The 14,361-nt window shown below is 63.4% G+C and carries 11 protein-coding genes; 5 read left to right on the top strand and 6 right to left on the bottom strand.

Going from position 1 to position 14,361, the window contains the following annotated elements; genetic code table 11:
• Position 1 precedes the first annotated feature (1 nt).
• Positions 2–850 (bottom strand): LysR substrate-binding domain-containing protein, encoded by an 849-nt coding sequence (locus ACFWEM_RS10690; RefSeq protein ID WP_378445808.1) that lies wholly within the window; start codon positions 848–850, stop codon positions 2–4.
• A gap of 56 nt (positions 851–906) precedes the next feature.
• Here ACFWEM_RS10690 and ACFWEM_RS10685 point away from each other — a divergent pair, with 56 nt between their 5' ends.
• Positions 907–1,314 (top strand): DUF5997 family protein, encoded by a 408-nt coding sequence (locus ACFWEM_RS10685; RefSeq protein ID WP_317553060.1) that lies wholly within the window; start codon positions 907–909, stop codon positions 1,312–1,314.
• Between the two features lie 52 nt (positions 1,315–1,366).
• On the opposite strand, the gene ACFWEM_RS10680 is transcribed toward ACFWEM_RS10685, so the two are convergent.
• From ACFWEM_RS10680 to ACFWEM_RS10670, 3 genes are all read right to left on the bottom strand, one after another.
• Positions 1,367–3,871: a DEAD/DEAH box helicase gene (locus tag ACFWEM_RS10680; protein WP_378533393.1), complete on the bottom strand. Its 2,505-nt coding sequence runs from the start codon at positions 3,869–3,871 to the stop codon at positions 1,367–1,369.
• 26 nt (positions 3,872–3,897) lie between these two features.
• Positions 3,898–4,935, bottom strand: coding sequence for an alpha/beta fold hydrolase (locus ACFWEM_RS10675; protein WP_019748230.1), 1,038 nt, complete (start codon positions 4,933–4,935; stop codon positions 3,898–3,900).
• A 181-nt stretch (positions 4,936–5,116) separates the two neighbouring features.
• Complete coding sequence (locus ACFWEM_RS10670; protein WP_378533391.1) at positions 5,117–6,076, bottom strand: proteasome assembly chaperone family protein; 960 nt, start codon at positions 6,074–6,076, stop codon at positions 5,117–5,119.
• A 361-nt stretch (positions 6,077–6,437) separates the two neighbouring features.
• Between ACFWEM_RS10670 and ACFWEM_RS10665 the strand changes: the two genes are divergently transcribed.
• Positions 6,438–7,193, top strand: coding sequence for a sensor domain-containing protein (locus ACFWEM_RS10665; RefSeq protein ID WP_378533389.1), 756 nt, complete (start codon positions 6,438–6,440; stop codon positions 7,191–7,193).
• Between the two features lie 155 nt (positions 7,194–7,348).
• The gene (locus ACFWEM_RS10660) at positions 7,349–8,479 is read left to right on the top strand and encodes a DUF4192 domain-containing protein (protein ID WP_378533387.1); all 1,131 of its coding nucleotides are present in this window, start codon (positions 7,349–7,351) and stop codon (positions 8,477–8,479) included.
• On the opposite strand, the gene galE is transcribed toward ACFWEM_RS10660, so the two are convergent.
• A complete protein-coding gene (gene galE / locus ACFWEM_RS10655; RefSeq protein WP_378533385.1) occupies positions 8,476–9,465 on the bottom strand; it encodes a UDP-glucose 4-epimerase GalE in 990 nt (329 codons plus the stop codon). The genes ACFWEM_RS10660 and galE overlap by 4 nt on opposite strands.
• Before the next feature lie 12 nt (positions 9,466–9,477).
• Entirely contained in the window at positions 9,478–10,164 is a 687-nt protein-coding gene (locus tag ACFWEM_RS10650; protein WP_003942150.1) for a metal-dependent transcriptional regulator, read from the bottom strand.
• Between the two features lie 176 nt (positions 10,165–10,340).
• Between ACFWEM_RS10650 and ACFWEM_RS10645 the strand changes: the two genes are divergently transcribed.
• On the top strand, positions 10,341–11,612 hold the full coding sequence (locus ACFWEM_RS10645; RefSeq protein WP_378533383.1) for an acetoin utilization protein AcuC: 1,272 nt from the start codon (positions 10,341–10,343) through the stop codon (positions 11,610–11,612).
• Positions 11,605–14,316, top strand: coding sequence for a GNAT family N-acetyltransferase (locus ACFWEM_RS10640; RefSeq protein ID WP_378533381.1), 2,712 nt, complete (start codon positions 11,605–11,607; stop codon positions 14,314–14,316). The genes ACFWEM_RS10645 and ACFWEM_RS10640 overlap by 8 nt, the downstream gene beginning before the upstream one ends.
• The last annotated feature ends 45 nt before the right edge of the window (positions 14,317–14,361 follow it).

Raw genomic sequence — 14,361 nt, 5'->3', positions numbered from 1 at the left:
CCTAACGGCCCTTCTGCTTTCCGGAGAACCGGCCACCCGAACTCTTGGTCCCGCCGGTCTTGCCGCTACCAGATTTGCCACCGGCCTTGGCTTTGCCGGAACCGGCGTTGCGGCCGGAAATGTTCTTTGCGGTGCCGGCGCCCTTTGCTTTCTGACCGTTCTTCGCAGCTTCTGCGCGACGCTCGCGGGCCGCGATCTTTGCTTTGACAGAGCCCTTGATCTTTTCGGCCGGCTCACCGTTCCGGCCGCGGGAACTCTGTGCCGTGCGCCCACGCACGATGCCGATCAGTTCCTCCACCAGATCTGTGGTCTTGGACTCCAACCATGCCAAAGCCACAGGAGCTTCGGGTGCACCGTCCACCGGACGGAATGTCAGGTCCTTGCGATGGTGGAACCGCGCCAGCGAATGGGGAACAACGACAACGCCGACGCCCGCGGCTACCAACTCGATGGCATCGGCGATACTCGCGGGTCTTTCGGCGGCGGCCCTGCCTGGACGTGTCGGCCAGTCGAGTCTGTCGTCGAGCGGATCGAGCACTATTTCGTCTGCCAAGTCGTCGACGGAGATTTGTTCGACAGCGGTGAATACGTGATCTTTCGGTACCACCACCACTGGGGTTTCCGCGTACAGGGAGATCGCGCTGATACCGGTCCGGTCGATCGGCAAGCGAACCAAACCTGCATCTGCTTCACCTGCGCGAAGCGCCGCTTCGAGTTCGAGAACGGGGAACTGAACAAGCTCCAGACGCACCTCGGGGAGTCGCTCGTGCCACACCCGGACCCACTTGGTGGGCGTCACCCCCGGGGCGTACGCGAGTCGAAATATTGCCTGACTATCCGCGTCTGTCACCAGGCAAGGCTACCGCCTTGGTAAAAGCACCCGTATCGGCTGGTTACTCTTGTTGCATGACGTCGAACAAAACTCCCCAGACGATGAAGCCGACGACGGCTGCCAAGAAGCTGGGTGTGTACCTGGAAGCAACACCTGCGCAGTTCCAGGAAGGCGACGTGACTCGTGACGAGCTGACCGCTCTGCAGACCGATCCGCCGGAGTGGCTGCTGGAGCTGCGACGCACCGGACCGCACCCGCGCCCGGTCATCGCCGCCAAGCTGGGCATTTCGATCGCCGGCCTCGCTCGCGGTGGCGTCGAAGAAGCACTCACCACGGATCAGATCGCCGCTCTCCTCGAAGAGAAGCCCGAGTGGCTCGAGAAGGAACGCGCTGTTCAGGCCGACGTGCGGGCCGAGAACGTTCGGATCAAGGAAAAGCACGCAGCCCGTCGCAACCAGCCGCGAAAAGCAAAGAGGGGCTAACGCCCCTGTGCGCCTTTTCGGTAGCGCCGACTACCGAAAAGGCGCACAGGCGCTAGCCTTCTACGACGCTGAGCTCGTCGAACACAATTTCGCCCGCAGCATCCGATTCCGGGATGTCGACAACGGCAAACAGCGCCCAGCCGTGATCACCCTCCGGATCCTCGAGCACCTGCCGCACCCGCCAGAACTCGCCTTCTTCAGTGACCTGGAAGAGCGCGGGCCCGCGCGCTGACGGCCCGGTTCCGATCGTTGCGTACTCCTCGAAGTACGGAAGTAGTTGCTCTTCCCACTCGGCGGCGTCGATACCGTCCTCGAGGTTTTCCAGCTCGTTCCACTGCCGACGCGACGCGAGGTCGATGCGTCGGAACATCGCATTGCGCACCATGACGCGGAATGCGCGAGCATTCGCCGAGATCGGCCGCGGGATGTCGGCTCCGAACGCGACCTGGACGTCGTCCGCCTCGGCCCCGGGATCGGTCAGTGACTCCCACTCGTCGAGTAGGCTCGAGTCGACCTGACGGATCAGCTCGCCCAACCACTCGATGATGTCTTCGAGTTCCTCGGTGCGAGCTTCCGTCGGGACCGTCTGCCGAAGCGCGCGGTAAGCGTCGGCGAGGTAGCGCAGGACCAGGCCTTCGGAACGGGTGAGCCCGTAGTGGCTGATCAATTCCGCGAACGTCATTGCTCGCTCGACCATGTCGCGAACCACCGACTTGGGGGAGAGCGCGAATTCCGTGATCCACGGATGGCCACCGCGGTACATCTCGAAAGCCGGGAACAGCAAGTCCGACAAGGGTTTCGGCCAGGTCACCACTTCGAGGAGTTCCATCCGCTCCTCGTATTCGATGCCGTCGGCCTTCATCTGTGCCACCGCTTCGCCGCGGGCAAAGTGTTGCTGCGCCATCAGAACCTGACGCGGATCGTCGAGCGTCGACTCGATGATCGAGACGACATCGAGTGCGTAACTGTCGGATTCGACGTCGAGAAGCTCGAATGCCGCCAAAGCGAATGGTGAGAGCGGCTGGTTGAGCGCGAAGTCGTGCTGCAAGTCCATGGTCAACCGAGCCATCCGGCCGTACTCGTCGGGTTCGTCGAGGCGTTCCACGATGCCGGCGCTGAGCAATCCGCGATACAGCGAGATCGCTTTGAGGATGTGCTTGCGTTGCGCCGGACGCGATTCGTGGTTGTCCTCCAACAGATGTCGCATCGCCTCGAAGCAGTTGCCCGGTCGGGCAATGACATTGAGCAACATCGAGTTGCTGACCGAGAATCGCGAAACCAACGGCTCGGGCGATGCGGCGACCAATCGGTCGAACGTCGCCTCGCTCCAGGACACAAACCCCTCGGGAGCCTTCTTGCGTTGAATCTTCTTGATCTTCTTCGGATCGTCGCCGGCCTTGGCGACGGCTCGCAGATTCTCCACCTCGTGTTCGGGTGCCTGGACGACGACGGTGCCCATGGTGTCGTAGCCCGCACGACCCGCACGGCCGGCGATCTGATGGAATTCGCGGGCTTTCAGATGGCGGGTGCGGACGCCGTCGTATTTGGCCAGACCGGTGAGCAGGACCGTGCGGATCGGGACGTTGATGCCGACGCCGAGGGTGTCGGTACCGCAGATGACCTTGAGAAGTCCGTCCTGCGCGAGGACTTCGATGAGCCGTCGATACTTGGGCAACATGCCGGCATGGTGAACGCCGATGCCGTGCCGGACCAGGCGGGAGAGTGTCTTTCCGAAACCGGTGGTGAAGCGGAAACCGCCCAGCGCCTCGGCGATCGCTTCCTTCTCTTCCTTTGAACAGAAGTTGACGCTCGTCAGTGCCTGGGCGCGTTCGAGCGCGGCGGCCTGCGTGAAATGCACGATGTAGACGGGGGACTGGTTGGTGGTGACCAGATCTTCGATGGTTTCGCCGACCGGTGTGGTCGCGTACGAGAACATCAGCGGCACGGGGCGTTCCGTACCGGAGACGACCGTGGTGGGCTTGCCGGTACGGCGCGTCAGATCCTCGGAGAAGAAGTCGACCTCGCCGAGAGTTGCCGACATCAACAGGAACTGCGCGTGCGGCAACTCGATGAGCGGAACCTGCCACGCCCAACCGCGATCGGGTTCGGAGTAGAAGTGGAACTCGTCCATCACGACCTGGCCGATATCGGAGTTCGGGCCCTCGCGCAGTGCAAGATTCGCGACGATCTCGGCCGTCGCACAAATGATCGGCGCCGACGAGTTCACGGCAGCGTCGCCGGTCATCATGCCGACGTTCTCGGCACCGAAGACCTCACAGAGCGCAAAGAACTTCTCACTCACCAGCGCCTTGATCGGCGCTGTGTAATACGTACGCTTGCCGAGCGACATCGCGTAGAAATGCGCGCCGATCGCCACCATCGACTTGCCGGACCCGGTCGGCGTCGCAAGGATCACGTTTGCACCCGAGACCAACTCCATGACGGCCTCTTCCTGGGCAGGATAGAGCGTCAAACCTCGTTCGAGGGTCCACGAGGAGAAAGCGTCGAAAACGGAATCAGGATCCGCGTTGTCGGGGAGAAGTTCCGTCAGCAGCACTCGTACAGGCTAGCCGCAACCGCGGATCACGTTGCGCTTCGCTCGTCCGAGCCCATGGCGTCGAGCACTGCCATGCGGGTGGACGACGTTCCGGTGATGGTGTTCTCGCCGACGCCGGAGATCAGCATGTGACGCCAGCGGGCCTCGTCGAAAACGAGCGGCGCTGTGCTGGAAAGGAAATCTTCGACGATCTGCAGGAAACGCATCGGATCGTCGCGGAACGGGAAGTGTCCCGAGCCGCGGAAGATTTCGAGACGTGAGTTCGGCATCGCCGCGTGCGCGAGGTGAGCGTGGGAGACGGGAATGACGGAGTCGTCGTCGCCCCAGATCAGTTGAACCGGCAGATTCTCGGTCAGGTAACAGCGGTCGAGCATCGTGACGACCTGGCCGCGCCAGTCCACGACTGCCCGCAGAGTACGAAGATAGGCCTCGTAGGCAGTGGGGTCGGGGAGATCAGCGAGCACTCGAATCAGGTCCGGAGTGTCGTGCAGCATGGTGCCTGGGCGCAGATTCGAACCGTGGACGACACCGGCAAGGTTTCCGGCCATCCGGACGAGCGGCATAGCACCGGGAATCCGAAGCAGTTTGACGACCTCGTTGACCACCGGAACGGACATGAGCCGCAGCAGCGGGTGAACATCCTTGGTGACACCACCGGCCGAGACCAGCACGAGGCGATCGACCATGTGCGGAAACTGGTAGGAGAACTGCATCGCTACGCCGCCACCGAGCGAATGCCCGATGACGGTGACGTGCTCGATACCGAGCGTCGACAGAAGATCACGCATGCCGTTGGCGTACGCGGCTACCGAATAGTCGGCGCGCGGCTTGTCGGAGCGGCCGTGACCCAACAGGTCAGGCGCGATGACGGTGTACTTCTTGGCGAGGTGGGGAATGATCTCGGTCCACGTCGACGAGTTGTCGCCGATTCCGTGCAGGAGCAGTACTGCCGGGCCCTCTCCGGCTATCCGAAATGCGCGTCGGTAGCCGTGAATGGTCCGGAACATCATCCGCGGTTCCTCGTCGGGGACCGGTCGGAGCTGACGGTTCCGTGGTCTGCTCATGTCGCCTCCTGGCTCAGCGTGAGACCACGTTGACTGTCTGCTCCAGTTGTTGAGCCGTCAACGAAAATCTCACAGAGTTCGAGGCTATCCGACGGATGTGTCCTGAACAACAGCCCAGGTAACGGAGGGGTTGCGGAATGCGCACAATGTCGAATTATGCGCTCCACCCGTCACGTTTTGGTCAGTTGTCGCCCCGATCGGCGTCTCCAGCTGAGCCGAAATCGTCGTTTCCGGCCTGTTCGGCCAGGAACTTTTCGAACTCTGCGCCGATCTCGTCGCCGCTGGGCAGGTCGGCTTCGCCGGCCAGAAGTGACGACTGTTGTTCCTGAGCGGCGACAAAAGTGTCGTATTGCCGCTCCAAAGCGTGGACTACAGTCTGAACTTCTTCGTTCCCGGCTATGTGCTCGTTAACCTGTTCCCGAACGCGTGCTGCGGCCTCACCCAAAGCCGCCAGGGGAAGTTCCAGATCCGAAACCTCGGAAACGTTTTCGAGCAAAGTCTCTGCTGCGCCCGGGTAGTCGGTCTGCGCGAGGTAGTGGGGCACGTGAACCGAGAAGCCCATCGCCTCGTGGCCGTGCTGAGACATGCGAAGCTCGAGCAGGGACGACGCACTACCGGGAACCTGCAGTTCACCGGACCAGCGCTGATGGTCCTGGATGAGGTCCTTGTTGGTCGAATGTGCTGTCACGCCCAGCGGCCGGGTGTGGGGAATCGCCATCGGAATGGCATTGAGGCCGATGGTTCGACGTACGCCGAGCTGTTCGGACAGCAAGCGAACGGCCGTGGTGAAGCGCTCCCACTTGAGATCCGGTTCCATGCCGGCGAGCAGCAGAAACGGCGTGCCGGTCGTATCGCGCAATGCGTACAGATTGAGGGCCGGTGCGTCGTAGTCGGTGAAATGATCGGCCTTGAAAGTCATCGTCGGTCGACGCGAGCGGTAGTCGATCAGCTCGTCGACAGCAAACGACGCGACAAGTTCGGTTTCCAGGCTTTCCCGCAGATGAGTTGTTGCCAGTTTCACGGCATGGCCTGCGTCGGAGTAACCCTCGAGTCCGTGAATCAGGATCGGTCCCTGGCCGTCGGCAGCCGCCAGTTGGGGCGCCGGGAATTCCAGCTCGTACATCCTCGACTGTTCGTCCATCGCAGTCCCCTTCGCTCTTCGGTCTTGATCTCAAGTGTCCACTATCGGCGCACGCTCGACAGCATCGGAGTCAGGTGCCCGACAGCACTGGATCAGACGTTCATCGGTAAGAACACCGAGTCGGTGACCGATCATTCCCGATCGGGCGAGACGGGCGTTCGCCGAGAGCGAAGCTGAGCGGTATCTTTCGACACTTGGCCTGGGCCTTCGGCAGATGTCCGGCGCGCGGCTTCGGGCATGGCAGAGTGGAACACAAGGTCGGCGCGGCCGATTTGTCCGAAATGGACCGGTCAATTGTCCGGATCGGTCGAGGTCGAGTGCGGAGGCTTACATGCGAGTGTGTCCACGATCGTCCAGGCGAGTGGCAGCATGTTCGTTTGCAGCCGTGGCCGCCGCCGCACTGCTCGCGGGCTGCTCCGGATCGGTTCAAGGCGCACCCGTCCCGGACTCCGCGCCCGCAACAGTCGGTGCGACCGACAGCGGCTCCGAGGGGCCGAGTACGACGGCCGCGCCCAAGACATCGGCCCCCAAATCTTCTACTCCGAAAACAGCGGCATCGTTGTCGGAATTGCTTCTCACTCCGGCCGAATTTCCCACACCGTTCGATGCCGTCGTGCTGCCGCCGCAGGCTGTTCCGATGGCAGCGCCGGATCTTGTCGGCGTCCCGCGCGGTGCCACCGTCGATCCATCCGAATGTGAGCCACCGGAACAGGACTACGGCCCGAACGGGACCGTGATGGCGGTCGGGACCGACAACGCGACGAGGGCGACCATTTCGGTCGAACTCACGAAGGTCGACGCACCACTGGGCGAGTTGGAAGCGCAAACTCGGCAGTGCCCGTCCATGACCGTTACAGCGAACGGTGTCACCACAACTGTGACTACGGAAATTCTTCCGCCCTCGCCGATCGATGCCGACAAGACGATGTCACTTCGCCGCACAGTCGTTTCCCCCAAGGCCGCAGCCGGCGATCAGACGATGCTGACCTTGATCGCGCAGGTCGGCGACGTACGGGTGGCGACAACACTGATGACGTTCGGTTCTGCGACACCGTCGACGGCACCGTTGGATCAAGCGTTCACGGCAGCGGTACAGAAGGTCAAAGCAGGTAAGTGATTTCGCAGCACACAGGTCCGACAAGGAGCGGAACTGTTCGGTGCGGCGCGGTACTCGGTCCCCAACAAAAGCGGTAATCCACAGATAACTTCGAGGCAGCTGTTTTCCCTGGTCGAGCAGAGCGCCGGGTCGGGGTGATCAGCGACGGTCTGTGCATGACAACATCACCTCTTCCGGGAGAATTCGAATTCTCCGACGACGATCTTGCCGCCCTTCTCGGATGTGTCGAACGCGTCTCCGATCCAGGGGAATTGATCGCGGCAATACCCGCACTCCTGGGATTTCATCCGTCCAACTCTGTTGTTGCGCTGTCGCTGATGGGCAACTCCGCGTCGACGCTCGGCCCGGTGATGCGACACGACTACTTTCCCAGCGCCGGGGGGAAGCCTGCGCGGCAGATGAGTGCGGCGCTGCGGCAGTTCGCCGCCGTGTGTGACGGGGAGGGTGCGCGTGCAGTCGTCCTCGTGGTGATCACCGATCGTTCGACCGGTGAAACTCTTCTCGACGAAACCATCGAGCTGGCCGAGGTATTCGAAGACATACTCGCCGGAACCTGTGTCGAGCTGGCCGACGTATTATGCACGGCCGCAATAGAATCCGGTCGACCATGGGCGAGCGTCATGCGTTCGATTCACCGTGGCACCGTGCCTGACCCGGCATCCTCGCCGGTCGCGGCGGCACAGGTGTTGGGAGGGAGGGTCATTCGCAGTTCGCGTGAGGAACTGGTCCACTGGGTACACGGTGCCGGCCGCAATCACGAGACGATTGCGCGACTGATCACGAGCGGAAGAGAATCGAGTGCGTATGGCGGGGGATCAGGCGGTGATGCCGCAGTCCAGCGCCGGGTCGACCTGGTGTTGGAACATGTCCGCCGTGCGGAGGCAGGCTCTTACCCGGACCCGCAGGAATGCGCAGATCTGATGGTGGCTTTGACGGATGTTCACGTGCGTGACGTGGTGTTGGGTCTGGCGATCACGTCAGTTGCGGCAGCCGCCGAGCAATTGTGGCTCGTACTCACTCATGAAGTACCTTCTCCCGAACGATCCTGGCCGGCAACACTTCTCGGATTCTTCGCATACGTGCGCGGAGACGGTCCACTGGCAGGTGTTGCACTGTCGGCCGCACTTTCGGCCGATTCGGAACACACCTTGGCCGGATTGCTGGATTTATCCCTTCAATCCGGCGTGCGCCCCGACGGGATCCGAGACCTCGCGGCCGTCGGATTGTCCATCGGGGAATCGCTCGGAATCGGCGACTTACCGCCGGCACTGCCGAGTGGAGGCTAGCGAGCTGCGTGCGAGCGGTCGCCCAGATCCTGGAGGAACTGCCATGCATCGGCGACGATGACATCGAGATCGGTACGCGTGGGCGTCCAACCCAACTCGGCAATCGCCTTGTCGCTCGACGCGATCAGTACGGCCGGATCACCCAGGCGTCGTGACGCGTCTTCGACGTTGATCGGCAGGCCGGTGACCCGCGCACAGGCAGCGATCACCTCGCGCACGCTGAAGCCCGCACCACTTCCGAGGTTGTAGATGCGGTGCTCGCCGGGAATCGAGGATTCGAGAGCCAGGAGATGCGCTTCGGCGAGGTCCAGCACGTGGATGTAGTCGCGTACTGCGGTTCCGTCCGGCGTGGGCCAGTCGGTTCCGAAGACCGAGATCTTGTCTCGCTGCTCGAGCGCGACCTGCAGGACGAGCGGAATCAGGTGGGTTTCGATCACCCGGTTCTCGCCGGCGGACTTGTATGCGCCCGCGACGTTGAAGTAGCGCAAGCTGGTCGCGCCGAGGCCGTGAGCGATCGAGTACGAGGTGATCGCATGATCGATCGCGAGCTTTGTCGCGCCGTACGGATTGGTAGGGCGGGTCGGAGCGGTCTCCACGATCGGGGACTGCTCCGGTTCGCCGTACGTTGCGGCGGTGGAGGAGAACACGAGGCGGGGAGTACCGGAGATACGGATCGCCTCGAGCAACTCGATGGTCGTGACGACGTTTCCGCGCCAGTACTTTTCGGGGTGCAGCACCGATTCGCCGACCAGCGACTGCGCCGCGAAGTGAAGCACGCCGTCGAAAACCGGTGAACCCGCACTACCGAGGACCTCGGTGGCAAGTGCCCCCACGTCCCCTTCGATGAACTCGGCACCGGCAGGCACCGCGTCGGCATTTCCGGTGGAGAGGTCGTCGATGACGACAACCTCGTGTCCACGCTCGAGCAACACAGTGCTGCACACACTGCCGACGTAACCGGCGCCGCCGGTGACCAGGAGTTTCATCTACTACTTTCCTCAGACCTGCTTGACCTGAACGGCGTGAGCCATTTCCTCGGACAGGTCGAATCCGCTGTGACCCGGCACGATGATGGTCACCGAGCCCGGACGGGTTTCGACCGTCACCCTGGCGTCGGGAACGACGCCGGCGTCACGCAGCTGCGCGATCACCTCGGGATCGGACTGCACGTGCTCGGCGAGTCGCCGAACGACCACAGCTGTCTGTGCGCCGTGCGGAATGTCGGTCAGGCGCACCAACGTTTCGGTGGTGGCAACCGGGCCGTCGAGTCCCAACTGGTCCAACCCCGGAATCGGGTTGCCGTAGGGCGACGTCGTGGGGTTGTTCAGAACGACGACGAGCCGACGCTCGACCTCCTCGCTCATCACGTGCTCCCAACGGCATGCCTCGGCATGTACGTCTTCCCATTTGAGACCGATGACGTCCACCAGCAGGCGCTCTGCCAACCGGTGCTTACGCATGACAGAGATCGCGAGATCGCGACCCTTGTCGGTGAGTTCCAGATGTCGATCGCCGGCGACCATCAGCAAGCCGTCGCGCTCCATACGCGCAACTGTCTGGCTGACGGTGGGTCCGCTCTGTTCGAGCCGTTCGGCGATCCGCGCCCGGAGTGGGACTACGCCCTCTTCTTCCAAGTCGTAGATCGTCCGGAGATACATCTCCGTGGTGTCGACTAGATCCTTCACACTCAACCCCTTCGTCAGTTGATCATTCTACCGTTCAGTTCGTGGTTCCGGTGCCGCCTCCACTGCGGCGAGTCCAGCGCATGCTCGAAATGGATTCGTGTCACTCGATCTCGGTCTCCATAGCGGGCCACGAGTGTGGTGTGCGGCACGAAACGAGAAGGAAGTAGCGTGATCCCATGACCGCGTCGATCAGATCTGACGGGGACCCCGCGGCGTCTCGAGCGAATCGAGTCGTGGTGTGGAGTCCGGAGTACCTGAGCTATCGGTGGAGCGCCGATCACCCGATGAATCCCACCCGTCTGGATCTCACGATGGCGCTCTCGCGAAGCCTCGGACTTCTCGAGGGCATCGAGTTTCTCGAACCGAGCGCCGCGTCCGATGCCGACCTCCTCCGAATCCACACACCGGCATATCTTGCAGCGGTCAAAGACGCGGGTAACTCTGCGAACAACGGTGTGAGCGGCCAGGATGTTCCCCACGGGTTGGGTACCGAGGACAACCCCGTGTTCCCGCACATGCACGAAGCGAGTGCGATCCTTGCCGGCGGATCGTTGGCCGCAGCGCAGGAAATCGCTTCGGGACGTACGCGCCGCGCGGTCAGCATCGGCGGCGGCATGCACCATGCGATGGCCGATTGGGCTTCGGGATTCTGCGTCTACAACGATGCGGCTGTGGCGATTTCGTGGCTGCTCGACAACGGTTACGACCGCATCGCCTACATCGACGTCGACGCTCACCACGGCGACGGTGTGCAACATGCGTTCCTCTGGGACCCCCGAGTACTCACGGTCTCGCTGCACCAGCATCCGGCAACGTTGTGGCCCAACACCGGGTGGTCGAGCGAAGTCGGCGACGGCGCGGCCGAAGGTACAGCGGTGAACATCCCGGTGCTGCCCGGGACCGTCGACGCGTTGTGGCTGCGCGCTTTTCACGCCGTCGTCCCGGGTGCCATTGCAGCCTTCCGCCCGCAGATCATCATCAGCCAGTGCGGGGTGGATTCGCATCGCGAGGACCCGCTCGCGGACCTCGCCCTCACCGTCGACGGTCAGCGTGCCGCGTTCCTGGCGATGCGCGACCTCGCCGACCGCTACTCCGAGGGACGGTGGCTGGCGGTCGGCGGCGGGGGATACGGACTGGTTCGCGTCGTGCCGAGAGCCTGGACCCACCTGATCGCGGCCGCGCTCGATCGCGAGATCGACGTCGACACAGCTGTCCCCGAAGACTGGAAGGACTCGACGAAACTTCGTGCGCCGAGCGTCGACCTCCCGCCGACCATGGGTGACGGCGGCGATGTCGCTTACACGCCGTGGGACGGCCCGGGTGGTACACCGGAGACAGGTGTCGCCTCGGTAGACCGTGCGCTCACCCGCGTCGACTCGGCGATCATCGCGACGCGCCGCGCTTCGTTCCCGCTACTCGGACTCGACCCGGAGGATCCCCGTGACTGAACAGTCCGATACCGATGCAGCCGGAGCCGGAACGAGCGGTGAGGCTCCCGCGACCGATCCCGCCCACACCTATCCGCATTCGTGGGTAGTCGACGTCCTCGCCTCCGACGGAGGTGCTGTGGCGCTGCGACCCATCGTTCCCGAGGATGCGGACAAGCTCGTCGAATTCCACGGCAAACTCTCCGAGCGCACGCGATACCTGCGGTACTTCGGCCCGTACCCCACGATGTCGGCGCGCGACGTCAAGAATTTCACGACCGTCGACCACCACAATCGCGTCGCGTTCGTGATGATGCTCGGCGACGAGATCATCGCGGTGGGACGATACGAGCGACTCCTCGACGTAGGGGACGGCAAGTCTGCCGAGGTCGCCTTTGTCGTCGCCGACGCACACCAGGGGCGCGGCCTCGGACCGATCCTGCTCGAATACCTGGCAGCAGCAGCGGCCGAGAACGGTCTGACGATGTTCGTCGCCGAAGTCCTCTCCGAGAACCGCAACATGGTGACGGTCTTCCGTGAGGCGGGGTACCAGGTGAGTCGCTCGTTCGACGGCGGCGTGCTGCGACTCGAATTTGCGATCGACCCGACGGAAGCGCTTGTTTCGGTACGTAATTCGCGGGAGCGGGCAGCCGAAGCGCGCAGCATGGGTAACGTACTCAGCCCACGATCGGTGGCCGTGATCGGCGCATCGGCGGACCCTGCCAAGGTGGGTAACGCGGTGTTGACCAACCTGCTGCGCGGCGGATTCACCGGACCTGTTTACCCCGTCAATGCCGAGCATCGGTCGGTGCACGGGGTGCGGGCGTACCCGACGGTTCGCGACATCCCCGACGACGTCGACCTGGCTGTCGTGGCGGTTCCTGCGGAATCGATCAATTCGGTACTCGACGACTGCCTCGACAAGGGCGTCAAAGCGCTGGTGGTCGTCTCGTCCGGCTTCAGTGAGAGTGGTCCGGACGGGCGCTCGTCCGAACGCAAACTGGTCCACGCGGCCCGCGCCCACGGAATGCGGCTCATCGGCCCGAATGCGCTGGGCGTCGCGAACAACGACCCGGCGATTTCGTTGAATGCGACGCTGGCGCCGGTTTTGCCGGTGGCAGGCAACGTGGGCTTCTTCTGTCAGTCCGGCGCGCTCGGCATCGCCATTCTCGACGAAGCCGCGCGCAGCCGAATCGGATTGTCCGCCTTCGTTTCCGCCGGTAACCGTGCGGATGTCTCGGGCAACGACCTTCTGCAGTACTGGGATTCCGACCAGTCCACCGAAGTGGTACTTCTCTACCTGGAGAGCTTCGGCAACCCCCGAAAGTTCTCCCGCATCGCCCGTCGAGTTGCGCGGAAGAAGCCGATCGTCGCGGTCAAGAGTGGTCGGCACGCGGTTCCGCCAGTGCTTGCGGCCACCGGAGTCGAGATCGACGATTCGATCGTCCGCGCCCTCTTCGAACAGGCCGGCGTCATCCAGGTCGGCTCCATCTCACAGTTGTTCGACTGTGCGCTGCTCTTCGGATATCAGCCGTTGCCGGCCGGTCCACGGCTTGCCGTCATCGGCAACTCGACCGCGCTCGGTGTCCTTGCTGCGGACGCCGCCCGCAGTGAAGGTTTGCAAGTCAGCGACCCCGTCGACCTCGGCGCACAGGCGAGCCCGGAACTGTTCGCCACGGCCGTGCGCGACGCGTTGGCGTCGTTCGACGTCGATGCCGTCATCGCCGTCTTCGTTCCCCCCGTTGCCATACCGGTCGAGCCGTTCGCGAAAGCACTCAAAGACGCGGTGGCCGGCTCGGACAAGCCGATTCTCACGACGTTTCTTGCAGCGGAGGGTGTGCCGGACGTCCTGGCGGTCCGTGACGAAGTCGGTAACCCGACCCGCGGTTCGGTGCCGTCCTACCCGGGGCCGGAGCGTGCCGCACTGGCGTTGGCGAGGGCTTGGCGTTACGCGGAGTGGCGCAGCAAGCCTGCGTCGAAGGTCGTCCGCCCCGTGGGAATCGACTCCGAACGAGCCCAGAAGATGGTGGCCGATTGGCTCGAAAACTCGCCTGGGCGTTGGCTTTCGGACGTGGAAGCGGCGGCTCTCCTCGAGTGCTACGGCGTCGCCGTCGTCGAATTCCGTTCGGTCCTGAGCGAAGACGAAGCTGTAGAGGCAGCGGATGCGGTCGGCTATCCGGTCGCGGTCAAGGCAACCGGCGAAATGTGGCGTCACCGACCGGATCTGGGCGGCGTCAGGCTGGATCTGAGTGGACCGGAATCTGTGCGCCTCGCATACCGCGACCTTGCGGCCGCGTCCGGTGAACCGCTGCTGCACGTGCAGAAAATGGCGACCAAGGGCATCGGATGTGTGGTCGGTGTCCAGGACGACCCGTCGTTCGGCTCGCTGATCTCGTTCGGGCTCGCCGGTGTGATCTCGGACCTCCTCGGCGACCGTGCCTATCGCGTGCTGCCACTCACCGAGGACGCGGCAACCGAATTGATCGACGCACCCAAGGCGGCACCGCTTCTGTCCGGATATCGCAACGCCGTTCCGGTCAACAAGGGTGCGTTGGTGGATCTGGTTCAGCGCATCTCGGCGCTGGCCGACGACCTTCCCGAAGTCCGCGAACTGGCCTGCGAGCCGGTACTCGCTTCGGCCACGGGAGCAGAGATCACCGATTCACGCGTCCGAATCGGACCTGAACCGAGCGCAATCGACCTTGGGCCCAGGCGGTTGCGGTAGATACAGCGGTTGGGGTGGATACAGCGAACAACACCGGCCACCGCA

Source organism: Rhodococcus sp. NPDC060176 (assembly GCF_042728675.1).
In the GTDB taxonomy this organism is placed as follows: domain Bacteria; phylum Actinomycetota; class Actinomycetes; order Mycobacteriales; family Mycobacteriaceae; genus Rhodococcus_F.
The sequence above is the reverse complement of the archived record's forward strand: the minus strand, read 5'-3'. Positions and strand labels throughout refer to the sequence as shown.